19 protein-coding genes are annotated in these 23286 nt (G+C 59.7%); 10 read left to right on the top strand and 9 right to left on the bottom strand.

The window, feature by feature from the left end; genetic code table 11:
* The first annotated feature begins 14 nt into the window (after positions 1-14).
* From M8997_RS18965 to M8997_RS18985, 5 genes are read left to right on the top strand one after another with little or no spacing between them, the layout of a single operon-like run.
* Positions 15-278 carry an acyl carrier protein gene (locus M8997_RS18965; RefSeq protein ID WP_250019292.1) on the top strand — a complete coding sequence of 88 codons (264 nt, stop codon included), beginning with the start codon at positions 15-17 and terminating at the stop codon, positions 276-278.
* Between the two features lie 15 nt (positions 279-293).
* Positions 294-1832, top strand: coding sequence for a class I adenylate-forming enzyme family protein (locus M8997_RS18970; RefSeq protein WP_250019291.1), 1539 nt, complete (start codon positions 294-296; stop codon positions 1830-1832).
* Positions 1832-2842, top strand: a complete 1011-nt coding sequence (gene nadE, locus M8997_RS18975; RefSeq protein WP_250019290.1) for an NAD(+) synthase — start codon at positions 1832-1834, stop codon at positions 2840-2842. The genes M8997_RS18970 and nadE overlap by 1 nt, the downstream gene beginning before the upstream one ends.
* Positions 2843-2850: 8 nt before the next feature.
* A complete protein-coding gene (locus tag M8997_RS18980; protein WP_250019289.1) occupies positions 2851-3888 on the top strand; it encodes a glycosyl hydrolase in 1038 nt (345 codons plus the stop codon).
* Between the two features lie 23 nt (positions 3889-3911).
* Entirely contained in the window at positions 3912-5351 is a 1440-nt protein-coding gene (locus tag M8997_RS18985; RefSeq protein WP_250019288.1) for an O-antigen ligase family protein, read from the top strand.
* A gap of 5 nt (positions 5352-5356) precedes the next feature.
* Here M8997_RS18985 and M8997_RS18990 read toward each other — a convergent pair whose 3' ends face one another.
* The 4 genes from M8997_RS18990 to M8997_RS19005 all read right to left on the bottom strand — a co-directional run bounded on the left by M8997_RS18990 (position 5357) and on the right by M8997_RS19005 (position 11776).
* On the bottom strand, positions 5357-6688 hold the full coding sequence (locus M8997_RS18990; RefSeq protein ID WP_250019287.1) for an HlyD family type I secretion periplasmic adaptor subunit: 1332 nt from the start codon (positions 6686-6688) through the stop codon (positions 5357-5359).
* A 21-nt stretch (positions 6689-6709) separates the two neighbouring features.
* Complete coding sequence (locus M8997_RS18995; protein WP_250019286.1) at positions 6710-8740, bottom strand: type I secretion system permease/ATPase; 2031 nt, start codon at positions 8738-8740, stop codon at positions 6710-6712.
* A 34-nt stretch (positions 8741-8774) separates the two neighbouring features.
* Positions 8775-10766 (bottom strand): hypothetical protein, encoded by a 1992-nt coding sequence (locus M8997_RS19000; RefSeq protein WP_250019285.1) that lies wholly within the window; start codon positions 10764-10766, stop codon positions 8775-8777.
* A 95-nt stretch (positions 10767-10861) separates the two neighbouring features.
* Positions 10862-11776, bottom strand: coding sequence for a hypothetical protein (locus tag M8997_RS19005; RefSeq protein WP_250019284.1), 915 nt, complete (start codon positions 11774-11776; stop codon positions 10862-10864).
* Positions 11777-12400: 624 nt separating this feature from the next.
* Here M8997_RS19005 and M8997_RS19010 point away from each other — a divergent pair.
* Complete coding sequence (locus M8997_RS19010; RefSeq protein WP_250019283.1) at positions 12401-13216, top strand: response regulator transcription factor; 816 nt, start codon at positions 12401-12403, stop codon at positions 13214-13216.
* Between the two features lie 3 nt (positions 13217-13219).
* Positions 13220-13702, top strand: a complete 483-nt coding sequence (locus tag M8997_RS19015; RefSeq protein WP_250019282.1) for a hypothetical protein — start codon at positions 13220-13222, stop codon at positions 13700-13702.
* Positions 13703-13716: 14 nt separating this feature from the next.
* On the opposite strand, the gene M8997_RS19020 is transcribed toward M8997_RS19015, so the two are convergent.
* The 3 genes from M8997_RS19020 to M8997_RS19030 are packed head-to-tail and all read right to left on the bottom strand — an operon-like array spanning position 13717 to position 16984.
* A complete protein-coding gene (locus tag M8997_RS19020; protein ID WP_250019281.1) occupies positions 13717-14826 on the bottom strand; it encodes a GNAT family N-acetyltransferase in 1110 nt (369 codons plus the stop codon).
* A complete protein-coding gene (locus tag M8997_RS19025; RefSeq protein ID WP_250019280.1) occupies positions 14819-15529 on the bottom strand; it encodes a HemK/PrmC family methyltransferase in 711 nt (236 codons plus the stop codon). The genes M8997_RS19020 and M8997_RS19025 overlap by 8 nt, the downstream gene beginning before the upstream one ends.
* Before the next feature lie 12 nt (positions 15530-15541).
* A complete protein-coding gene (locus tag M8997_RS19030) occupies positions 15542-16984 on the bottom strand; it encodes an oligosaccharide flippase family protein (protein WP_250019278.1) in 1443 nt (480 codons plus the stop codon).
* Positions 16985-17308: 324 nt separating this feature from the next.
* Here M8997_RS19030 and M8997_RS19035 point away from each other — a divergent pair, with 324 nt between their 5' ends.
* From M8997_RS19035 to M8997_RS19045, 3 genes are all read left to right on the top strand, one after another.
* Entirely contained in the window at positions 17309-18853 is a 1545-nt protein-coding gene (locus tag M8997_RS19035) for a hypothetical protein (RefSeq protein WP_250019276.1), read from the top strand.
* A gap of 314 nt (positions 18854-19167) precedes the next feature.
* Positions 19168-19845, top strand: a complete 678-nt coding sequence (locus M8997_RS19040; RefSeq protein WP_256473399.1) for a sugar transferase — start codon at positions 19168-19170, stop codon at positions 19843-19845.
* Between the two features lie 27 nt (positions 19846-19872).
* Complete coding sequence (locus tag M8997_RS19045; protein WP_250019272.1) at positions 19873-20202, top strand: hypothetical protein; 330 nt, start codon at positions 19873-19875, stop codon at positions 20200-20202.
* A 297-nt stretch (positions 20203-20499) separates the two neighbouring features.
* Here M8997_RS19045 and M8997_RS19050 read toward each other — a convergent pair whose 3' ends face one another.
* Positions 20500-21810, bottom strand: a complete 1311-nt coding sequence (locus M8997_RS19050; protein ID WP_250019271.1) for a glycosyltransferase family 4 protein — start codon at positions 21808-21810, stop codon at positions 20500-20502.
* Positions 21791-23014, bottom strand: a complete 1224-nt coding sequence (locus tag M8997_RS19055) for a glycosyltransferase (protein ID WP_250019269.1) — start codon at positions 23012-23014, stop codon at positions 21791-21793. The genes M8997_RS19050 and M8997_RS19055 overlap by 20 nt, the downstream gene beginning before the upstream one ends.
* Positions 23015-23286: the final 272 nt, after the last annotated feature.

Here is a 23286-nt window from a genome sequence, read left to right on the forward strand (position 1 = left end):
AAGGAATATTCAGCATGACGCTCGAGGCACAGATAAGAGATTTCATCGTCGAGAACTACCTGTTCGGCGACACCAGCCACCCGCTTGAGGCGACGACGTCGCTGATCGAGAGCGATGTCATCGATTCGACCGGGGTTCTCGAACTGGTGACCTTCCTTGAAGACACGTTCCACATCACCATCGACGATGCGGACATCGTACCTTCCAACCTCGATTCCATCGCGAGCATCGCCAGTTTCGTGTCCAGCAAGGCTGTACCGCAGAAATCGGTGGCTTGAGGAAAGGCCCGGCAAATGCGCATCGAGAACATCCTGCGGCAGACCGCCCGCCGCCTTGGCGACAAGACCATGCTGGTCGCCGGCACCCGGAGGCTGAGCTATGCCGAGTTCGACGATCTGACGGATCGTCTCGCCGCCGCGCTTTGGGCTCAGGGCATAATGCGCGGCGACCGTGTTCTCGTGTTCATGAACAATTGCTGGGAAGCTGCCGTCTCCATCTATGCCGTCATGAAGGCCGGGGCTGTCTTCAGCCCCATCAACCCATCCACAAAGGCGGACAAGCTCGCCTATATCATCGAGAACTGCCGGGCGAGGGCAATCATCACCCAGGAGAAGCTGGCCGGCATAGCCAGTGAAGCAATAGGCACGAATACCGCTTGCGAGCTGATCGTTTCCGGGTCGCGTGACGACATGGCCGGCCAGAACCGGTTGTCCTTTGCCAATGCGCTTCAGGTCGAGCCTGTGCCGGTGCCGCATGCGGGGATCGACATGGACCTCGCCATGCTGATCTATACGTCCGGCTCCACCGGACGGCCAAAGGGCGTGATGATGAACCACCGCAACATCGAAGCTGCGGCGACCTCGATCACGACCTATGTTGAGAATGTCGAGGACGACATCATCCTCAACGTGCTGCCGCTGGCCTTCGACTATGGGCTCTATCAGCTGTTCATGACGGTCAGGGCAGGCGCAACGCTGGTGCTGGAAAAATCCTTCAGTTTCCCGCAAGCCATATTCGACACCATGCGTCGCGAGGGCGTTACCGGCTTTCCGATCGTCCCTACCATGGCGGCGCTCATCCTGCAGATGCGCGATCTTCAACCGGGGTTTCTGCCGGGCCTGCGCTACCTCACCAATACCGCCGCGGCCCTGCCGCCGGCGCATATTGCCCGCCTCCGGGAGCTTTTTCCCGGCGCCCGCCTCTATTCGATGTATGGGCTGACCGAGTGCAAGCGCTGCACCTATCTGCCGCCGTCGCAGCTCGACATCCGCCCGGGTTCCGTTGGCATCGCCATTCCGAACACGGAGGCCTTCGTCGTGAACGATGATGGCCAGCGCGTACCGCCGGGGACCGTTGGAGAGCTCGTCATCCGCGGCCCGCATGTCATGCAGGGCTATTGGGAAAACAGGGAAGCGACGGATCGCGCCCTGCGCCCCGGTCCAAGCCCCTGGGAAAAGGTGCTCCATACGGGCGATCTCTTCACGATGGACCCCGAGGGTTACCTGTTCTTCGTCGGCCGCAAGGACGACATCATCAAGACGCGCGGCGAGAAAGTCGCGCCCAAGGAGGTCGAAGACGTCCTTCACGCCTGCGCCGGAATTGCCGAAGCGGTGGTGATCGGCGTGCCTGATCCCGTGCTTGGCCAGGCGGTGCGCGCCATAGTCGTGCGGAGCGATGAAACCCTGACGGACAAGGACATCATTCGCCATTGCGCGCGTAATCTCGAAGATTTCATGGTGCCTAAATCGGTGGAATTCAGGTCTGGGCTGCCCAAGACCGATACGGGCAAGGTAAGTCGGAGGCTCGCGGCAGAGCCACAGGAGCAAATATGATGAACAAGATTTCCTCGAGGCCCGGCGCGGACATCCTGCCTTTGTCGCTGGAAATAGATCCGGCTGCCGAGGTCGCGCGCATCGTCGCCGCGATGAGGAGCCAGCTGCGCTCGCCGCTCCGGCGCCGCGGTTTCGTCCTCGGCCTTTCCGGCGGCGTCGATTCAAGCGTCTGCGCCGCATTGGCGGCACGCGCCGTCGGCCCCCGGAACGTCTTCTGTCTTTTCATGCCGGAAAACGATTCCGACCCGGAAAGCCTGCGGCTCGGACAACAGGTCGCCGACGCTTTCGGGCTTCCAGGCATTATCGAGGATATCGGCCCGCAACTGGAAGCAATGGGCTGCTATGAGCGCAGGGACGCCTTTATCCGCCGCATCGAGCCCGAATTCGGGCCTGGCTGGGCGTCGAAAATCGTCATCGCCAATGCGCTTTCCGGCGAGGGCTACAATATTTCATCGCTCGTGCTGCAACGGCCCGACGGGACGACGGCGAAGCTCCGCATGCCGGCGGAAGTCTATCTCGGCATCGTCGCCGCCACCAACATGAAGCAGCGTACCCGCAAGCAGATCGAATATTACCATGCCGACCGCCTGAACTACGCCGTCATCGGGACGCCGAACCTGCTCGAATACGACCAGGGATTCTTCGTCAAGAATGGCGACGGCGCGGCCGATCTCAAGCCGATCGCGCATCTCTACAAATCGCAGGTCTATCAGTTGGCCGCCTATCTCGGGGTGCCGGAAGAGGTGACGGCGCGGCCGCCGACGACCGATACCTATCAGCTGGCGCAAACGCAGGAGGAGTTCTATTTCGCCCTGCCCTATCGCGAGATGGATCTGTGCCTCTACGGCCTCAATAATGCCCTGCCGGCCGCGAGCGTCGCCGTCGCTGCGGGCCTCTCGGAAGAGCAGGTCCTGCGCGTATGGCGCGATATAACGGCCAAGCGGAAGACGACGCGTTATCTTCATCTCGGCCCGCAACTGGTCGAGGCGATATCCACCATCGATCATTAGGAAGCGCCATGCCGGGTTTCACGCAAGCGGTTTTCGCAATCGGCACCTTGTTGCTGGCAGCTCTTCCCGGCAGGGCGGCGCTTGCGGAAGAGCGCATGATGTGGGGCGTCAACGGCCATCCTCTTGCCTCCTATCATGGCGTCACGCTCACCTTCCAGGTAGAAACGATGGCCGCGCTTGGCGTCAAATCCTACCGGGTCGACCTGCAGACGCCCGAACAACTGCCGAAGCTTGAAATGCTCGTCAATGCAGCAGCGCGGAAAGGCATTTCGATCCTTCCCGTGCTCACGCCGGTCGTCGATCTCAAGTCAGCATCCAAGGAAGATATTTTCACCGTGTCGAAACGGCTTGCGATGCAGGCGGCGGCACAGCTCGGAGACAAGATCTCCGTATGGGAACTCGGCAACGAACTCGAGAGCTTCGCCATCATCCAGCCATGCGAGATGCGCGACGACGGCACGCAATATCCCTGCGAATGGGGCCCGGCAGGCGGGCTCTACCCGCTCGATTATTACGGCCCGCGCTGGGAGAAAGTCGCGGCCGTGATGCGTGGGTTGATCGCGGGCATGAAGGCGGCGGGCGGCGAATACAAGATTGCGATGGGCACAGCCGGCTGGGGCCACATCGGCGCGTTCGAGCGGATGAAGCAAGACAAGATCGAATGGGATATCAGCGTATGGCATGCCTATGGCGAGGACCCGGAATGGGCCTTCAAGGCGCTGGCCGCCTATGGCAAGCCTATCTGGGTGACCGAATTCAACCATCCGAAAGGCAGTGTCGAGGGCGAGCAGGCGCAGGCGGAAGGCCTGAAGAAGGCAATGGCGCGGCTCCAGGAGCTGAGCAAATCCTATCCGGTGCAGGCGGCCCACATCTACGAATTGATGGACGAGACCTATTGGGCTCCGGATTTCGAGGCATTCATGGGCCTCGTCAAGCTCGATCCGGACGGCAAGGGCGGATGGCGGCCGGGGGCGTTGAAGCCCGCGTTCAAGACGGTTCAGGAATTCATCCAGAGCAACGCCCTGGCCGGAGCCGCAATCCAATGATGACAAGGCGGCGGAACTAGATCATGGCAACCAATGTCTTTGGCGTCTGTGTGCTGCTGTTCGGCATCCTCGTCCAGTTCATGCACAGGAAGTATGCGCTCTACGGCATGCTGGCGCTCACGCTTTTCGGCGCGGCGGCGGCACTGACCCTGCCTGCGCTCGGCGGCGCGTCGATTCTCGTCGCCAATGCGTTCCTCGTGTTCTTTGCCTGGCGGACGCTTCGCATCACCGGTCTTTCGCCCTTCCTCAGCAGTCTTCTGGCGCCCAGCAGCGGCTTCTGGCTCCTGCTATTGATCACCTATGGCATCATCAGCACCATCTTTTTCCCGCGCCTCTTCGCCGGCGTGACGGAAACCATGATGGTGCAGAGACTGCCCGGCGGCTTGAGCCGCATCGTGCTCAATCCGCTTACCTTCTCGAGCACCCATTTGACGCAGACGGTCTATGCCCTGGGCGGCGTCGTCTGCTTTGCCGCCTCGTTCGCCTATTTCAGGCTCAAGCAGGCCTTTCACCATTTCCTCGGCGCCTTCTTCTTCCTCTGCGGCCTGAACGTCCTTTTTGCCATTCTCGATCTCGCTACCTTCGCGACCGGCACAGGCGAATTGCTGGAATTCATCCACACGGCCAATTATTCGCTGATGACGGCTGTCGAGATGGGTGGCCTCAAGCGGATCTCGGGAACCTTCCCTGAATCCTCTTCCTTCGCCACGTTCACGCTGATCCTCTTTGCGATCAGCGCCAGCCTCTATCTCGACAATGTAAGGCCGCTCCGCTCCGGATTCTACGCGCTGGCCAGTCTGGTCCTGCTGCTGCTTTCGACCTCGGGAACTGCCTATGTGGGGCTCATGGCGACCATGGCGCTATTGATGGTGCAATCCTTCGCTCCGGTCTTCAATGGCGGGCGCATGCGCAAGCAATTGTTCATCTATATGGGCGGCATGTGCGCGATCGCCCTGCTCCTGTTGATCGCGGTGCTGTCACCGACGATCATCGACGCCGTCGCTGCCTTTTTCGACGAGAGCCTGTTCGGCAAGCTCGACAGCGCGTCGGGGCGTGAACGCGGATACTGGAACGAGGTGGCATGGACGAACTTCGTCGAAAGCTTCGGCCTCGGCGTCGGCGTCGGCGGCGCGCGCGCATCGAGCTATGTATTCGTGCTGCTCTCGAATGTCGGGGTGCCGGGCGCGCTCTGCTTCGTATTCTTCGTGGCTTCCACGCTGTTCAGGCGGAGCCTGCGCCCATCGGGCGGCCAGACCCGCCATATCGTCCGCGCCATCCGTTGCGGGATCGCCGCCAATCTTGTCGGGGCAGCGCTGGTCGGAACCGTGTTCGATCTTGGAATGCTGTTCTACGTGCTGGCCGGTGCAGCCGCTGCGGCCGCCTATCCAGTTGCCAAGGCTGCCGCTCCGGCCCGCAAGATCGCGCTGCCCGGCAAGGAATTGACGAGCCACAGCGCGCATTGATCCGCTCAGGATTCGCGGAAGGCCCGGGACATGCTGTCGAGAACCGGCTTCGCCAGATATTCGAAGAAAGTCCGTTCATGCGTCTGGATGAGAATGTCCGCAGGCATGCCTGGCGTCGGTGAAAAACCCTTGATCCTGCCGAGTTCCTCCGACGGAATGCTGACCCGCGCCAGATAGACATCCTGTTTGGTCGCGTTATCGGTCATCGAGTCGGCGGATACGTAGTCGACGCGGCCGTTGATGACCGGCGTGGTCCTTTGGTTGAGGCCGCTCAACCTGATGTGGGCTTCCTGCCCCTGCTTGACTTCATCGATCTGCATCCGCGGTATCTGCGCTTCGATGATGAGAGGAACGCCGGCGGGGAGGATCTCCACGATCGGCTTGCCGGTTTCGATGACGCCGCCGGCCGTGTGGTAATGCAGGCGCACCACAGTGCCTGCCACCGGCGCCTTGATCAACGTCCGGTCGAGCACGCTATCGGCCTGCCGGGTTTGTTCGCGCACTGCATCGAGCTCGGCCTCCGCACTCTGGATTTCATCGAGGGCGGCCTGCTTCTCGGTATCCTTGGTCTGGATGATTTCCTTGCGGAACTTCTCGATCTGGGCGTTGATTTCGGAAATTTCTGCCGAAAGGCGTGCAATCGTGCCCTCGCCATCGGCCACGGCGCGCTGCAATACGCTCACCTCGGAACGGGCCATGAGCCCCTTCTTGAACAGCGACTGCTTGGCCTTGAACTCGTCCTTGAGCAGTTCGACCTGCGTCGCGGTCGCGTCGATCTGGGCCATCCGCCCGACGCGCCGGAACTCCAGCGCCGAGATGTTCCGCTCCATCATCTGTAGCTCGTTCGCATATTTCGCGTGGGCATTGGCGAAATTGTCGCTCTGGCTCTCGTTGACCGCGCGAATATCGGGATTGGTCAGATTGTCCATGATTATCTTCGGCGGCTGATAGCGCTCGTCGCCGCGCACCACCGCATGAAGCCGCGCGAGGATCGCCTCCAGCCGTGCCTGGCGCAGGAACAGCTGTTGTGCATTCGCCTTCGCCGCAGTCTCGTCCAGGCGCACCAGATTATCGTTCTCGCTGACCTGGTCACCCTCCTTGACGAGGAGCTCCCTTATGATGCCGCCCTCGAGATGCTGCACGATCTTGTTGTTGCCGGTGGCGACGAAGCTTCCCGGCGCGATCACGGCAGCGGCGAGCGGCGCGGTGGCCGCCCATGTCCCGAACCCGCCAAAACACACGAAGACGAGCGCAGCGCCGAATTTGCTGTAGGGCTTGATAGAGCGAGGCACGCCCGCATACCATTCGAGGTCGTTCAATGCGTTCGTCGCGGCCACGGTTCGCTCCCTTTTCTTGTTCTATTCCGCTGCTTCGATGAAGGCTTCCGGTGCCGGCGCCTTCTTCCTCGACAGTGCCTCCAGGACCTTCTCGCGCGAGCCGAACATGGTCACGCTGCCATTGTTGAGCACCATGATCTTGTCGACACAGCTCAACAGCGCCGGCCGCTGGGTGATGGTGACGACGGTGATCTTGTTGTTGCGGGCGTGATAGAGCGCCTTCGTCAGCGCCTGATCGCCCTTTTGGTCGAGATTGGAATTCGGCTCATCCAGGACGACCAGCGTCGGGTTGCCGAAGAAGGCGCGGGCGAGAGCGATGCGCTGCTTCTGCCCACCGGACAATGGCGCCCCATCGGCAGCGACCACCGTCTCATAGCCCTGCGGGAAACTGGAGATCAGTTCATGCACGTCGGCAAGAACCGCCGCCTCATAAATCGACTGATCGGTGGCGTCCTCCCGCATCCGCGCGATATTGGCCTTGATCGTGCCCGGAAACAGCTGCACGTCCTGCGGCAGGTAGCCGATATTCTCGCCGAACTGGCGCTGGTCCCAATTTCGCAGGTCCATGAGATCGAGGCGCACACTGCCCGAAGTCGGCAGGATGGACCCGACGAGCATCTTGCCCAGCGTCGTCTTGCCCGCGCCGGAATTGCCGATGACGGCCATCGATTCTCCTGGCATCAGCGTGAAGGAGATACCGTTCAGGATGACTTTCTTGTTGGGTGGCGGAACGTAAAGGATCCGCTCGACATCCAGCCGGCCCTGGGGAGCCGGCAAGCGAAGCCGCTCGAAGTTCAATGGCGAGGTCTGCAGCAGGTTGCGAATCCTGCCGAAGGCGGAGCGGAACTGGATGAAACTGTTCCAGCCTTCGATCGCGCCCTCGATAGGCGCAAGCGCACGGCCGGCGATGATCGAGGCTGCGATGACCATGCCGCCCGTAAGCTGCCCGTCAATGGCCAGATGCGCGCCCCATCCGAGCATCGCGACCTGTGTAAGCAGCCGCACGCATTTGGAAATGGTGGCGAAGATAATGTTCCGGTCCTGTGCCTTGACCTGTGATCGCAGCGAACCTGCCATGTCGCGGCCCCAGATCTTCACCGCTTCGGGTATCATCGCCAGCGCATTGATGATCTGCGAGTTCCGCGACATCGAGTCGAGGTGCAGCATGGCCCGGCTCTGGTAGCTGGTGGCCTCGGCAAAGGAAGCGGCCGTGGCGCGCTGGTTGAGGAAGGCGATCGCGATCAGCAGCAGCGACGAGGCGACGACGATGAATCCGAGATGAGGATGAACCAGGAACACTGCCAGCAGGAAGATCGGCGCGATCGGCGCGTCGAAGAATGATAGGAGTGTTCCCGATGTGAGGAACGATCGCAACTGCTGCAGATCGCCGAGTATCTGGTAGTCCTTGCCATTGCCATGCAGCGATGCACGGGCGGCGGCGCTCAAAATGGGCGCTCCCAATTGCACCGCGACCTCCACCGCCGTGCGCATCAGAATGAAGCGCCGAACCGCATCCAGCACGACCTGAACGATGACGGCCCCGACGATGACGACGGTAAGCATCACCAGCGTATCGGTCGACCGGCTCGTCAACACGCGGTCCGATATCTGGAACAGGTAGATAGGGATCGCCAGGACGAGGATATTCAGGAAGAAGGTGAAACCCATGGTGATGATGAGGTTTCGCCGCACCGCATTGACGCCGTTGCGAAAACTGTCGGCGAAACTTACCGCGGCGACGCGCTTATGGAAGTTTTCGCCGCTGGTGATCGGCTTGACATTGCTGCTTTCCTTGGCGGGAACAGGACCACGATCACCTTCGATGACCTTGCCGAATTCCTCTACCGGCTGCTGACGCCCCTCGGCAATCGGCGCAACCGGGGCTGCTTCAACCGGATTGGCCGTCGCGGTTTCCGCGTCCTCGCCGGACAGCCGGCGGATCTGCGCCTCCATTTCGTCCAGCAGGCTTTCAAACGTCAACCGGCTGAGCTCCGCTTCGTCGCCATGACGAGGCAATGCCCCGGACAGGCCGGTCGTGGTGTATTGGTTCATTCGCCTCGCGCTCCTCCACGCATTCTTGTTTTTATCAGGCGAGTACAGTCTGCATCACGTCCACGGCAGGACCGGTGTCGGGTATGTCGACGGCGGGACCATGATCCGCGGCCGCATGGCCGGGCGCATCATCGTCCAGGAATGCCACCAGTTCGTTGGCGAGCGGCTGTTGCCCGTTCTGCGCAGGCGCTGGCGCGATGATGTCGGCCTGGATCAGGATCGCGTCGGAATAGACGCCTCCACCCGCATAGGACGTACCTCCTCCATTCGCGTCCATGTCTTCAATGGACGCGATGTTGATCAACGCATTGGATCCGGTGCTGATGTCCCATTCCGTTCCGTCCGACCCGTTCAGCAAAGCATCCTCGTAATGCGCAACATAATCGGCATCGCCCAAGACATTGACCTGCTTGATATAATTCAGGTCGTAGACATTGCCACTGATGTAAAGAACCCGGAGGCCCTCTATGCCCTGGAGCGCCGCGTCAGCGCCGAAGCCCGACGGCATCGTGTAGTTCCCGCCGGCCAATTGGCTGAAGGCATCGGCATAATGCTGGGGCAGGCCGTTCACCCAGTTAGCCCCGCCCGTATTGGCGATGCTGGCGGAATTCCACAACAGGTTGCCGCTCGATGACAGGCCGCCGCTATATTCCCCCGCCGCGCCGCCCGTAGTGAATTTGTCGTTGTCGAACAGTATGTTGGTCTGGAATATGAAATTGCCGTCATAATAGTTCCCGCCGATCATGACGAGGTCGTATGACTTGCACAGGTCCGCGAAGGACGCGCTATTCATGGAGCCGTTGGAACCGGTCACGATGGTGGTGTAGGCGCCGGTTGCCGAGAGCACATGCACGTCATTGTCGGACATGAAACTATATTGCGAGATCCAGTTCATCTGCAGGAGGTCGCCCGTGACGACGCTGATCTGCCAATTCTGCGGGAATGTCGGCGCCTCGCCAGGTATTGTTGCGTTCTGGCCCTGGGCCGATTCATAGAGGAAGCTGGCAATGTTCATCGCCTGTGTCGATGGCGCGGCGCCAAGCCCGGCAAATCCCCCCTCGAACACATCGCTGTCGCTATAGGCGTTGACCTGGACGATCGCGCTGATGTCATAATAATTGCCGGCAACCGCGAAGTGAGCGCCGACCGAATCCAGGCTTTGCAGCGACACCTGATTGACCATCAGATTGCCGCCGGCCTTCAAGGTGACCGAATCGTCGATTTCCGTCCCTTTGATCGTCGCTCCCTCGGCGCCAGCAGTAATTTGGCCATCCGTTGCAGCCTCGGTCGGCTGTGGCAGATAGTCCTCGAGCCTCAGGTTGGCGAGTTCGGCGGAACCGTTGACATATGTGCCTTCGATATGGTCGGCGGACACGACGGAGATATCGGCGCCGGCAATGGCAGGCGCCGCGAAACCCTGCATGGCGGACATCTGGTTCGCAAAGAATTGCGGTATGTCGGCGACCGAGTCCAGGCTGCTGGCTGCGTCGAAAGGCTCGCTCACGGAGAAAGCCAGTCCCGTCAGGCTCGTGAACGCGGCGTCATCGCCCCAGTTCAGGTCGACCGGAACGTGATTGCCCATGATGATGATGTCATTGTCTTCGAGATGGCTCGTCTGTTGCAGGACGACCGCGGTCTCGGAAGGCGGAAGGCCGAAATGGGGACCGCTGTCTTGATCCACCGCACGCGATCCGCCGCCAACGCCGACATTCCCCTTCAAATGATGAAATTTCTGCCCGTGCAGCTCGAGTTCCAGGGTGTCGTATGAAACGGAGGTCATCATCTGGTCGGCCGTCGGTGCCCACGGCGTGGGGAGGTATTTTACGCTCGCCTGCGAACTGGCCGGAGCGACGTATTGTTCAGGATTGGTCTCGACGACGAGCAAGGGGTTGAGTTCAGGCTCCGCATTCGGAGCAACCTTGAATTCACGATAGTCCAGTCGCAGTTTCACCGCTTCGATGGATGTGTGGAAATAACCCATAAAGTGCGTGATCGATTCCGAAATATGATCACCAAATCCCAGCATTCTGGTAGCTCCCGCCGTTCGCGGATGTAGTTCCAACGCGGTTCATGACGCACCCTGCGCGGAAGCTCCGCGCAGGGTGATACTCGTTGGAAAGGCTAGACCTGATCGGTGTCGCCTACGGAAGTGCTGGTATACGAGCCGTTGATGACGGTACCTTCGAAGGCGTTCTGCTGCAGATTGGCACCGAGAACGATTTCCTGGGTGAATGCCGAGGAGTTGATGTTGGCTTCGGCGCTGGCTGCACTCGAACCATTGACATCATCGCCTGCCGTGATGTCGGAACCACCGGCACCGCCACCGAAGAAGCTGCTCGTAAGACCGCCCCAACCGCCGTCACCGAGGCCGATACCATCGCCCGCCGACGCGTTGCCACCAGCTGCACCTAGCGTGACGCTGCCGGTGTTGTTCTGCGAAACGCCCGAAAGCGCATCATTGTCGACGAGGTCCACGACCTGATTGAGCGCGAAACCCGTATCATTGCCGGCACCGGTCAATGCGCCATTGAGCACATTGGAGAAATTCACATCATTGCCCGGATCGAACGTGATGCTGCCGGAGTCGGTCAGGAAGATATTGTCGAAGCTGTTGCCGGTCAGATCGAGATCGGCGAAGTCATTGTCGTCGGGCGAATAGCCTTCGATGCCGAGATCGACAGTTACATCAACCGTGACGTCGGTCGTCGAGCTGTTCGAATTGAAGTTCTCATTGCCGTTGTAGCTCTCGTTGGAATTGGCATTGAGGTTGCCGTTCCCATTGAGGTTGCCATTGCCATTGAGGTTGAGGTTTTCGGAACTGGACGACTGCTCCTGGCCCTGCCCCTGACCCTGATCCTGGCCTTGGCCCTGACCTTGTCCCTGCCCTTGGCCCTGATCCTGCCCTTGGCCCTGTCCCTGGCCTTGACCCTGTCCCTGCAACTGAAGCGCCAGCGCAGCGGCGAATGCGTCGGCGTCGGCACTGGCCGAGGCGGACGGGTCGAAGCCGGGGAGCTGGTAATTCTTATTGCCACTCATGTTAATTCCTCCGAAAAGATCAAAGCGGCAAATCTCTATGCATTTCAAACGAGATTATCTGCGCGCTCTGCCGTGTTAAGTTCCGACAAGCATCGGCCTGCAATGTGCGAGACGATGAATCTCGCACAAGGTAACAATGATGGTACTGATGCTCGTGATGATCCGGCTTACCTACTGCACGCCAAGCCGAGACGTGAACCTAGGGCCGAAAACCGGCCTCGTTAAGCTACCAATTGTACTTAGCTCCGGCAGAAACCAGTAAGAACGGGCGAATCGGACGCGGTACGGGCGAATAAAGCCAAGCTACCAGACACTTATGAGGCGCGCTCGCGGCGACCCGTTGCCGGCGGCCAGCGGCAGCATAATCCCGGCTAATGAATTGGGACGATGACCCGGATGGGCCTGAAACAGTATAATTCTATCTAGATTGGCAGTCGAAGGACAATCGGATGTATAAACATTTAACAATGTCACGGTGGCGTCACGCCGGGTTTACTAATCCTTAAAAGGTCAGCACCGGTGACGGGGGTTGCCGTGCTGAGGAAATGTTCACAATTACAAAACAAAACGCGAAACGCTAACTGGCCCCGAGGTGACACTTATTTTGGGGCGTAGGGGACTATTATGAACAATTCTATATCACGCCTGAAAATAGAAAATCCGTCCAGATCAGAGGGGCCAGCCAAGTCAAAGAACGGCGTATTCATCTACGCGGAGTCCGGCGCCGTATTTCAGGGCCTGGTGCAATCTCTTGAAAGAACTTTCCCGAACCTGGAGATCTACCTCGCCGACGAATTGGTCGAGGCTGAACCATTTGATAGCGAGGTGGGACTCGCGCTGATCCAGGCCAGCTTTGCCGATGACGTCACGGGTTGCGTCATGCGCTGCCGCGAACGGTTCCCGTCGGCATCGATCACGATGATGATCGAGGAATCCGCCACCGGAATCCATGAGCTGAGCCACCTCTTCGACAACAAGCAGATCCAGGGGCTTCTGCCATTCAACCTGAAGCTCGACGTCTGGCTGGCCGTCATCTGGCTTCTGCTCAATGGCGGCGAATACTATCCGACATCCATTGTCCGCTCGGCCGGCGCCGAGCAGGAAAAGCCTTCCGTCACGTCCATCGAGACGTCCTTGCGGGCTGCCGGCAACGGTACGAAGCCGATCAAGACGCTCACGATCCGGGAACACCAGATTCTGGAGCTTCTGTCGGAAGGCCTCCAGAACAAGATCATCGCGGATCGGCTGTCGCTGTCGGAACACACCGTCAAGGTCCATGTGCACAACCTCATCCGCAAACTGCGCGTCCACAACCGGACCCAGGCGGCTGCGGTCTATCGCAACAACAAGGACCAGGAGCGATACTCGCCCCCTTTTAGAGGTTACGGTACGTCAATGGCGCGCATGAATGGTGGCGCTGAAATGGTGAGAGCGCTCTAGGCAATGTCACGATTTGACGACGTACTGATGCTGGTGGGCAAGCTGAACTATGCCTGGACGAACACCGAAAGCCTGTTCATCTACCTGATTGCCCACCTCCTCGATACCAATAAGGAAGCGGCGACGATCGTATTCCTGACACTCAATACGACACGCGCTCGCATAGATCTTCTGGAGCGGTTGGCCAAAATCCGGTCAACCCCTCCGGACGTCAAGAAGTCGGTTCTCGACATCACCTCGCGCATGACGCGCGAACAGCGCCTGCGCAACAAGTACAATCACTGCATCTATTCCTTCGATGAATCCGGCCGCATGGCCTCCACGCAGCTGATGCGCATCATCGACATGGACGAGAGCCTGAAATATGGCAAGGTGGAAGCGCTCGACGATGCCGAATTGCAGCGGATCCAGAATACGATCGATTCGATCATCAGCGTGAATCGTTCGATCTGGAGCTTCATGCAGGAGAAAAACATCAGCCACTGACTGTTGGGCCAAGGTCAGCGGAAATCGTCGCCATTGAGCCTGTTCCAGGCTTCGCCCGCCAATCCATTGAAGAAGGCATTTCCCGCGGCGAATGCGCCGAGCACCGCTTCATCCCGCGCGTGAAGAACCGTGGACGAGCGCTGGAAGAACATGCCCTTGCGCACCATCATCGCCGCCATCAGATTTGGCTGGATGCGTGCCCGCGCCGCGACTGCTCCCGACTGGGCAGCATGCGACAACAGGCGATCGAGCACCGCATCCTCCTGTCCGCGCCGTGCAAATATCTGCAGGATGCGCGCCACCCTGCCGCTGCCTCCGTGGTAGAGATAGGCGCCGAGCGCGGTGCCCGAACCGGATCGGACAATGCGGCTGTGAAGCTCGCCATAGGAAGACTTGGTTATCGCTGCGTTCAGAACCGAACGAAGTTCGTCACCCGTCCAATCCGGGCGCAGATCATAATGTTGCAGGAAGGACGGTATCAGCTCCATCAACGTCGGGAAATCGGTCGCCTCGTCGCTCGTGGCGCGCAGTCCGCCCTGCTCCTGCAGATGGCCGCGGCTCCAGTTCCCGGCCAGCCGATCGAGGGGCGCCGCCAGTGGCTTCAGCGAACGCGCCAGCGGCGTGTAGCGCATCGCGAAATCGGCGGCGAATCCCGCAGGCCGGAATATCTTGACCCATTCCAGGCTGTAGGACGGCAGGACGACGCCGCGCAGCCTGGTCCACATGAGGCGGGAGGTTTCATTGGCCGTTTCGCTTAGCGAAAGATCCTGCGGCCCGGCCAGAAATGTGCGCAGCAACCGTGCGCCCGCCAACGGGTCCGAGGCATGATGCTCGACCATGAGAGGCCCGCATATGGCAGCGCGCAGCGTCCGCCCCTGAATGCTCATACGAAGCGGCAGCGAACCGATGAAGCCGTTGAGCACGCCATTGTCGCCGATGAAGACCTGGGAAATGATATCCTTGTCCCGGCTGTCGGGATTGAGATACAGCGATTCCAGATAGGCTTCGGCGGCAGGCGAGACGGTCTGGTTCTTCGGCTTGAACATACGCCAGAACATGCTGGCGACGGCGGGGATGTCCGCCTTCGTCAGAGGTCTGATCAGGCCGGCGCCAGTGCTATCCACGATCCGCTCCCATAGCCTCCCTGCGCGCCACCACGACGCGGGGAGTACCCTCCTCATTGGTTATGAAGACCGGCGGCGCAAAGCCCTCGACACGCGTCACGAGGTGCCGCACCTGCTCCACCTGGCCTTCGCCGAATTCCATGATCAGATAGCCATCGGGTTTCAGGAAGGCTACCGCTCCCCGGATCACCCTTTGCAGGATCGAGATGCCGAAGGGCCCGCCGTCGAAGGCTTCCCGCGGCTCGTCCTCGAGCAGATGCGCCAGGCTGTCGGTCAGGCGCCGCGTCGAAATATAAGGCGGGTTGCAGACGATCATATCGACCTTGCCAGTGAGCGTCTGGCCATTCAGCGCTTCGAAGAGATCGCCCTGATAGATCGAAACCCGGCTCTTCAGCCCGAGCCGCACCGTGTTGCGCCGCGCGAGTTCCACGGTTTCGTCGGTCAGGTCGGCGCCGATGACCCGTGCCGAACTGACTGCGGTCGCTATCGCCAAGCCAAGATTGCCGGAACCGCAGCACATATCGATGACGAGGGGCTCTTCCTCCTCCGTCAACCGCTCGATGGCAGCAAGGCAAAGCAGTTCCGTCTCCTCGCGAGGCGCAAGCACACCCGGGGCAATTTCGATCTCGACATCGAGAAAACGGCGTAGATCCTGCCTCTCATGCTTCACCCCTGCTGCGAAACCACGTTGATTTTCCTGCATCGGAACCCCCATTTAATCCAAGCTTCCCGTGGCCCTGCTCTCCCTGAGCGAGGACCAGTCATTTGATCGGTATGCGATGAAAAACGCTGCCCCGGCGATGAGGCCATAGGCGATGGCGCCCGTCGCCACCTGCAAGGCCAGCTTCAATCCCGGCGCCATTGGTGCCGCCGCGAACCAGAGGACGGCCCCCGCCATGGCGGCGAGGCCGGGAAGCACGATGGCGGCACGCCTTGCGATCCTTCCCCATGACACACGGCCATAGCGGAACTGCAGCCAAACCGTCGCGATGAAGCTGATTACGCCGGCGGCGAACTGGCCTGCGGCAACAGCTTCGATACCAGACGGCACGGTGGCAAAGATGATGGCGATGGCGATCGCCGCGTTGAAGAGCGATATCCGCGGCAGAAGATTGATCTGGCCCGTCAGCGAAAGCGCAGGTTCGGACAGCACTTGAGGAATGCACATCAGATAGGCCAGCGCCAGGATCGACGTGATGGGCGCTGCCGGATGCCATGGTTCCCCGAGCAGCAGGACCACCAGATCCTCCGAAACCAGCGCCAGGCCGATAAAGATCGGAAGGGCGAGCGCCAGAAGAAACGGCATCAGCAAGGTAATTTCCTGCCCGACGCGCAGCTTCGTCTCGGTATGATGCGCGTCATTGTCGATGACCCGCCGCAACGACACCCACGAAATCAGCCGCGCCGGCTCCTCCATGAGTTCGAAGAACGAGGAGGCGAGACGTTCCGCGACACGGTAATAACCAACGCCGGCTGTTCCGATGAAGCCGCCGATGATGAAAGTCACCGCATAGGTCTGGATATAGGCGATCATGCGCGTCGAAAGGATGTGCCTCGAAAAGGCCGCCAGTTCGCGCACGACGCTCCATTCCAGCCTGAGGCGCGGGAACCATTTCGTGGCGACGAATGCGGCACTGAGGTAAATCACCTGCATGCTGAGCTTGCCAATCGCCAGCGCGAATATGCCGAGGCCGGAATAGAGCCCCGCCAGCGCAGTCAGCAAGCCGACCGCTTCCCCGACCATGAGAAAGACCGAGTGGAGCTCCGACTGGCTGCGCCTGACGAGCAGTCCGGTATAGACCGCGCTCAAGGTGGCAAGGAACACCCATGCGGAAAACAGGCAGAGCAGGCTCGCCGCGCCCTGGACGGAAAAGATGCTGTCGATGAACTTCGCGGCGATGAGTCCGCCCGCTGTCCCGGCAGCGCCGCTGATGATGGCGGCAGTGCCGATCTGGTCGAGCAGCGAGCGGTCCTCCCGGCAGCTCATGATGAACTCCCTCGAGCCGGCTTCCGCGACGCGGGTCAGGAATATCGCGATCGCCAGCGTGAGCGTATAGAGCCCGAATTCCGCGGCGGTGAGCGTGCGCGCGGCCAGAATGAATACGGCCATCTGGGCGACCTGCGCAGAGACGCGCGAGCCGAGCGCGGCTATTCCCATGGCCGCCGCTTTCCGGGCCGTCACACTTCCGGCATCTCTTTTCGGGAACTGATCCAGGATATATACCCCACCGCTCTGTTCGGCCGCAGCTTCGGCCGTTCGATATTGTTTTTGCTTGTTTATTTCGGCTGATCCATGAACGCCGGCAGTCTCCGATTTCTAACAGATCGGCAGCGCATTTTCAGGAACTACATTGCTAATCAATTCGATTAGCCCGTCTGGACGAACCCAATCGAACATGGGACATTCCTTAAAAAGGGGAAGCTCGGTCGCATCGGCAATGAAGAAAAACAGCGAACAAACCGAGCATCGCAGGGGGCCCGCGTGTCAAAACTCGCCATTGGCGTTGCCATTGATTCCATCGAGGAACTGAGCAACTGGGAAGCAAAGCTGCTCGCAGATATTCTGGCCGACAGCCGGTTTGAACTCCGCGACATTGTCGAGAACAGGTCTCCGGCAAAGACGGCAGCCCCGCTCGCCCTCCGGCTGCTGCAACGCGGCGAACAGATGGTCTTCGCCCGTAACACAAGCAGCCTTGCTCGCGAGGTGAAGAGCCAGCTGCTGCGGATCACCGCGGACAACGGCTCGGCCTTTAGCGGCGTGGATATCTTCATCCGCCTCACCGCTGACGCACTGCCGCGGCGCGTGCTCGACCGCACCAGGCTTGGCGAATTATCGCTGGATTTCGTCGACCGGAAGACTGCTGGCTATGACTGGGCCGGTTTCCGGGAAGTCCGGAACGGCAGTCCTTTCACCAAGGTCGTCGTCAATTTCCGGGCAAGCGCCGGCGAGCCGCCGCAACCGCTCGCCGGCGCATCCTATGGCACCAAATTCTGCGCAACGGTCAATGGCGCATTCCTCAAGGAGAAGTCGGTCATCCTTCTCATGCGCGAATTGCGCCGGATCGCCGATAGCGGCGAGCTGAAGCCGGCCGCGGCGGTTCAGCCCACGGAAGCAGAGCATAGCCCGTCCTATCGGGACCTGCCGCCCTATCTCCGGCGCCTCGCCGGAAATATCCTGACCAAGGCGCTTGTCGTCGGGCGCACGCGCCTGGGATTGAAAGCCCGCAGCTGGGGCGTTCATATCGGGTCGGGCAGTATCGAGGATTTCCGGCCGTCGGAGAGTCTCGAGCTGCAGCTGACGCCGGGAATGTGGGCCGCCGATCCCTTCCTTTTCCAATGGAACGGCGAGGACTACGTGTTCTTCGAGTGTTTTCCCGGCAATCACGAAAATGCCTGGCTTTCGGTGGCGAAGCTCGTCGATGGCAAGGCGGAGCTATTGGGCACCTGCCTGCGCACCAGCTATCATCTTTCCTATCCTTTCGTATTCAATGATGGCGACGATATCTATCTCATCCCCGAGACCCATCAGACCGGGCGCGTGGAAATCTGGAAGTCCGTGGAATTTCCGCTGAAGTGGGAACTGCATGCGACTGCCCTGGAGGGGCAAAGCCCAGCCGATACGGTCATGTTCAAGACCAAGGGGCAATGGTGGCTGCTGACGTCGCTATCCGATCATTCGGACTTCATGGACCATTGCAGCGAACTCTATGCCTTCGCCGTGGATGGCCCCGCCCTGACGTCGGTGGTCCCGCACAAGCGCAACCCGGTGATCATCGGCAGCGACATCGCGCGCAATGCCGGACGCGTCCACCTCGTCGGCGACCGCCTGTTGCGCCCGTCTCAATGCAATTCCCATGGCGTCTATGGCTATGGGCTCAATATCCAGGAAATAACCCGGCTCGATGCCGACGAATACAGCGAGCGGCCCTTGCGACTCATCGAGCCCAATTTCAAACCGGGAATCGTCGCATGTCATCATGTCGATTTCCTCGGCGGGCGCTTCGTGATCGATTTGTGCCGGGCCTGAAATGCTGCACCGTTTCGCCGATTCGATCGCGAAAACAGGCAATTTGCGTCAAATTTTCCTAAACATTTAATGAATATTGATAAAGGCACAACCGCCGCCATTAGTCACTATTAATTATTGACGCCAGAGGCATATACTATAATTTTAACGTATAAAATGGAATCGCTCACAAATAAAAATAAGAAGCTGTTGGGTAATACTTCGGTTTAAACTTCTACACTGAAACACGCAAGGAACGGCAATGTTCTCGCGCAAGAAGACGACGTGAAATTTATCTGACTTAGAGCGGCAATGGGTGGCTTGGGGTTTACATTATGTCCTACATATCAGAACCGTTGGTTGAACAACGGCCAGAAATAACGAATGCGCAAAACAAACTGTTCTATGACCTTTCCAAAAGGGCGCTTGACGTTGCTTTCGCTGTCGTCGCATTGGCTTTTCTCTTTCCCGTGCTCGTGGCGATCGTCGTCGCCCTCATCGCACATGACGGCACGCCGATCATCTATCGGCAAAGACGCATCGGCCAGAATGGCAAGGAATTCACCTGCTACAAGTTCCGCTCGATGGCGAATGACGCCGATGAGCGCTTGAAAAAGCTGCTGGACGAAAATCCGGAAGCCCTGCGCGAATGGCGCGAAACCCAGAAATTGAAGTCCGATCCGCGCATTCACCGGCTGGGTCGTTTCCTTCGCGTCTCAAGCCTCGACGAGCTGCCGCAATTCTTCAACGTGCTGCGCGGCGACATGAGCATCGTCGGGCCCCGACCGATCGTCACGAGCGAAATAGCACGCTATGGCGATGCCTATCACTACTATGCGGCGCTGAAGCCCGGCATCACAGGCCTGTGGCAGGTGAGCGGACGCAGCAGCACCGGATATGACACGCGGGTGAAGCTGGATGTAGCCTACTTCAAGTCCCGCTCGCTTATTCTCGACATCAAGATCATGTGCCGTACAGCGTTAGTAGTACTCCTGGCGCGAGGCAGTTGCTGACCAGGACCGTTCGCAGGAACCGCCGCAATGACGCATCAATCAATGCATGTTCTCGAGTTGCCCATGCGCTATCGCCTTAGAGATTTCTGCCCGTCGAAGACCGTGCATTCTCGAATCTCCAATGCGCTATGGATTGAATATGGCGGATCGCCCTGGGACATGCCGCAGGACTGGGAGCCCGAACGCATCTGGGCGGCAAGCCTGGATCTCAATCTCATTCCCAATCTGGGGCCGATGTCGGTGGCAATCTTGCGCAACTGGCTCGTTGCCGGCGACAGTGAGGCCGGCACCCTCAACCAAGGCGGCGGTGGGCTAGAGCAGGCGCCAGACAACAACCCAGAAGATGACGCACGTTAGAAACGCGGCCCATCTGATCAAATACTTCTCCTCGACCAGGTCGAAAAAGGATTTCGATGGCTGCTCGTCGGTGGATTTGAGGTTTTCTGTCGGGTTTGGCATCGATCTCTTGAACTTGTTTCAATCGTCGATATCGCCCTTCCGTAAATAATCGGATTTAACGATACCCCGAAATTCGGCAGTAATTCCCCTGCCGTACAAGATCATATGCCACAAAAATGAATAAAAGCATAGTTTTTGGCAGGATATCCTGCTGATTTGGATTTAGTCGTCTTTTTCTGTGATCAATCGACGGATTTATACGGCCTGCGCCCGCCCGTAAGACAGCTCGGGCCCTGGCCGCAGGACAGCCTGCTCCTGCGATCGCAGGCGAGACTTGTAAAGCGCGATGAATTCGTCCCGCCATGAGCCCGGCGTGTTGGACAGGCGCGGCGACACATCGAAGGCCAGATGGCTCATGCGCTCGACCGTCGCATCGTCGTCCATCTTCGCGAACGCGGCCGCCAGGCTGTCGACGTCCGTCCGTTCCGCCACGATCCCGCATCCAAGCTGCCTCGCCTCCTGAGCAATGAAGGCCGATTTGAACGCGACGACAGGCACGCCGCTTTGCAGGCTCTCATGCGCCACCAGGCCGAACGGCTCCGGCAGGCGGCTTGGCATCACCACGAAGCGCGCCTGCTGCAAGAGTTCGGCAATCTCCTCATGGCTCCGCCAGCCCTCCCAGACAATTTCCGGATAGCGCTGAAGCAGTTCCTCCCGGAAAGCGCCATCGCCGATGACGCGCAGCTTCCTGTTGACGCGTCTCGCCGCCTCGGCCGCGATATCCACGCCCTTCTCGAATTCCACCCTGCCGATAATGAAGATGTCGTCATTGGTTTCCGCCGGGATCCGCCGGCGGGCAAAGGGACGAACCGGATTGAGAACCGTCCTGATCCGCTCCTGTGGAATGCCGCCGCGCTCGAGCCATGGGTTCATCAGCGGATGGATCGATGCGATCGTGCATTCGGAATCGGCAAGCTGCAGCAACCGCGTCCGCAGCCATGAACGGCCGAAACGCCAGACCTTGTCGGCATATCGCCGCTTGTCGCAATGCGAAGCGAGGCACTGGCGGCTGAGCGGCGTCAGCTCGCATACGGTCGACTGGTTGAAATTGGCATAGCTGCCATTCGGGCAGACCAGGGTAAAATCATGGGCCGAGATGACCAGCCGGTGATGCACGGGCCGCAGCGCCGAGAAGATCGATGGCGATAATATCTGCGCCCAGGCATGCACGTGGTAGATCGTGCCGGGCGTGTCGTGCTGCGCGATATATTCGCGTATCCGGCGGTGGGCCAGCCGGTTATAGGCGCCTTCGACAATCCGCCTGTGCAATGGCAGCTTCAGGAGCGGCGCGCTGCCGATACCGGATACCTCGATCCCGTCCGAGGACAGCGCAGGATTGGATCCGGCGTCGCCGCTGAGGAAGGTGACGGGTATCCCGGCCTCGCGCAGGAGTCGGGCCGATAGCAGCGCCAGAACGGCAGCTCCGCCGCTCGCTATTGCCTCGTCATTGATGACAACCACTCGTTCGAGCGGCACTAAAGCGTTTTCAGCTGGGCTGGACGACATCGGCCGGTCTCCGCGTCTTCGGACTGCGCGCAAGAACGAGTGCGCCCGGCTTCGGCCAGCCCTCCGGGATCGCCGGCGGCACGTTGACCGGAGACAGGCCGGCGGCGACGGCGCTGCGTTTCGCAAGCTCTTCCTGCACCAGCATCTTGATCTTCTTCTTGAAATTGTCCTTGCTGAAGTTGAGTGCGTGCGCCCGGATCGCCTTCGGCTCGAAACCGGCCTCGGCCGCCTCGAACTTCGCCACGCTTTCGATCAGGCACTCGACGCTCTGCTCGGCGAAGAGCATGCCGGACAGGCCCTCGACGACCGTATCCATCGCGCCGCCGCGACCATAGGCGAGAACCGGCCGGCCGCTGGCCATGACCTCCACCGGAACGATGCCGAAATCCTCCTCGCCCGGAAATATCAACGCCTTGCATTGCGCCATGTGCTTCTTCAGCGACGCGAAGGGCTGATGGTCGAGAAATTTTATCGTCGGACCGGCGCGGCGCTTGAGGTCTTCCATCTCTTCGCCGGTGCCGATGACGACGAGGTTCTTCTGCATCCTGGTGAAGGCATCGACCGCGATGTCCACGCGCTTATATCCGACCAGCTGCCCGGCACAGAGGTAGAAGTCGCCGATATCGTCCGCGATGGCGAAATCATCCACCGAAACCGGCGGATGGATGACAGTCGCGTCCCGGCGGTAATATTTCTCGACGCGATTGGCGATGTGACGCGAATTGGCGACGAAGCGATCTACCCGGGCGCTCGTCGAGACATCCCATTGCCGCAACCGGGACGCGATGACCGGCATGAGCAGCCGTTTCAAGAAGCCCGCATTGGCGTGATAGAAGAAATAATGATCCCAGATATAGCGCATGGGCGAATGGCAGTAGCAGACATGCAGCGCGTCGGGCTTCGGGATGATTCCCTTCGCCGGGCCGGATTCGCTCGAGATCACCAGATCGTAATCGGTGATATCCATGCTTTCGAGCGCCAACGGCATGAGCGGAAGCATCAGCTGGTAGTATTTCTTCACGCCGGGGATTTTCTGGAGGAACGACGTCTTGATCGTATGGTTCTTCAGCCGTCCCTTGATCGCATCCGGGTCGTAGACCAGGGTGAAGATATCGGCTTCCGGATAAAGCTCGCTCAGCGCTTCAAGCACCTTTTCACCGCCGCGCATCGACAGCAGCCAATAATGAACGATTGCAACTTTCACAAAACTGCCCCTTGCCCAAAGTCCGTCGCACGCTTGCAGACAAGCGCGTCCGTTCAGGTTCTAGATTATTGTAATTGGTTGGATGGACGTCCGAGACGCGGTGCTACGCCGAAACCCTACATTCAATCACTTTAGAGTTCCGGCGTAGGTCCCCCACCGACTGCTGCCCGCTTGCTCCCACACACGCTTGATTAATTTTGTTTTTCATGCGTTTAAACTTGCGACCACGTGATGAAGCTAAGGCGCTACCCGTTACGCGAGCGTGACTCGTC

This window comes from Phyllobacterium sp. 21LDTY02-6 (assembly GCF_023554255.2).
Lineage (GTDB): Bacteria > Pseudomonadota > Alphaproteobacteria > Rhizobiales > Rhizobiaceae > Phyllobacterium.

Bases quoted from the DNA above. Each gene is read 5' to 3' on its own strand.
- M8997_RS18965 (WP_250019292.1), top strand. From the start codon at position 15: ATGACGCTCGAGGCACAGATAAGAGATTTCATCGTCGAGAACTACCTG.
- M8997_RS18970 (WP_250019291.1), top strand. From the start codon at position 294: ATGCGCATCGAGAACATCCTGCGGCAGACCGCCCGCCGCCTTGGCGAC.
- nadE (WP_250019290.1), top strand. From the start codon at position 1,832: ATGAACAAGATTTCCTCGAGGCCCGGCGCGGACATCCTGCCTTTGTCG.
- M8997_RS18980 (WP_250019289.1), top strand. From the start codon at position 2,851: ATGCCGGGTTTCACGCAAGCGGTTTTCGCAATCGGCACCTTGTTGCTG.
- M8997_RS18985 (WP_250019288.1), top strand. From the start codon at position 3,912: ATGGCAACCAATGTCTTTGGCGTCTGTGTGCTGCTGTTCGGCATCCTC.
- M8997_RS18995 (WP_250019286.1), bottom strand. From the start codon at position 8,740: ATGAACCAATACACCACGACCGGCCTGTCCGGGGCATTGCCTCGTCAT.
- M8997_RS19000 (WP_250019285.1), bottom strand. From the start codon at position 10,766: ATGCTGGGATTTGGTGATCATATTTCGGAATCGATCACGCACTTTATG.
- M8997_RS19005 (WP_250019284.1), bottom strand. From the start codon at position 11,776: ATGAGTGGCAATAAGAATTACCAGCTCCCCGGCTTCGACCCGTCCGCC.
- M8997_RS19010 (WP_250019283.1), top strand. From the start codon at position 12,401: ATGAACAATTCTATATCACGCCTGAAAATAGAAAATCCGTCCAGATCA.
- M8997_RS19015 (WP_250019282.1), top strand. From the start codon at position 13,220: ATGTCACGATTTGACGACGTACTGATGCTGGTGGGCAAGCTGAACTAT.
- M8997_RS19025 (WP_250019280.1), bottom strand. From the start codon at position 15,529: ATGCAGGAAAATCAACGTGGTTTCGCAGCAGGGGTGAAGCATGAGAGG.
- M8997_RS19030 (WP_250019278.1), bottom strand. From the start codon at position 16,984: ATGGGAATAGCCGCGCTCGGCTCGCGCGTCTCTGCGCAGGTCGCCCAG.
- M8997_RS19040 (WP_256473399.1), top strand. From the start codon at position 19,168: ATGTCCTACATATCAGAACCGTTGGTTGAACAACGGCCAGAAATAACG.
- M8997_RS19045 (WP_250019272.1), top strand. From the start codon at position 19,873: ATGACGCATCAATCAATGCATGTTCTCGAGTTGCCCATGCGCTATCGC.
- M8997_RS19050 (WP_250019271.1), bottom strand. From the start codon at position 21,810: ATGTCGTCCAGCCCAGCTGAAAACGCTTTAGTGCCGCTCGAACGAGTG.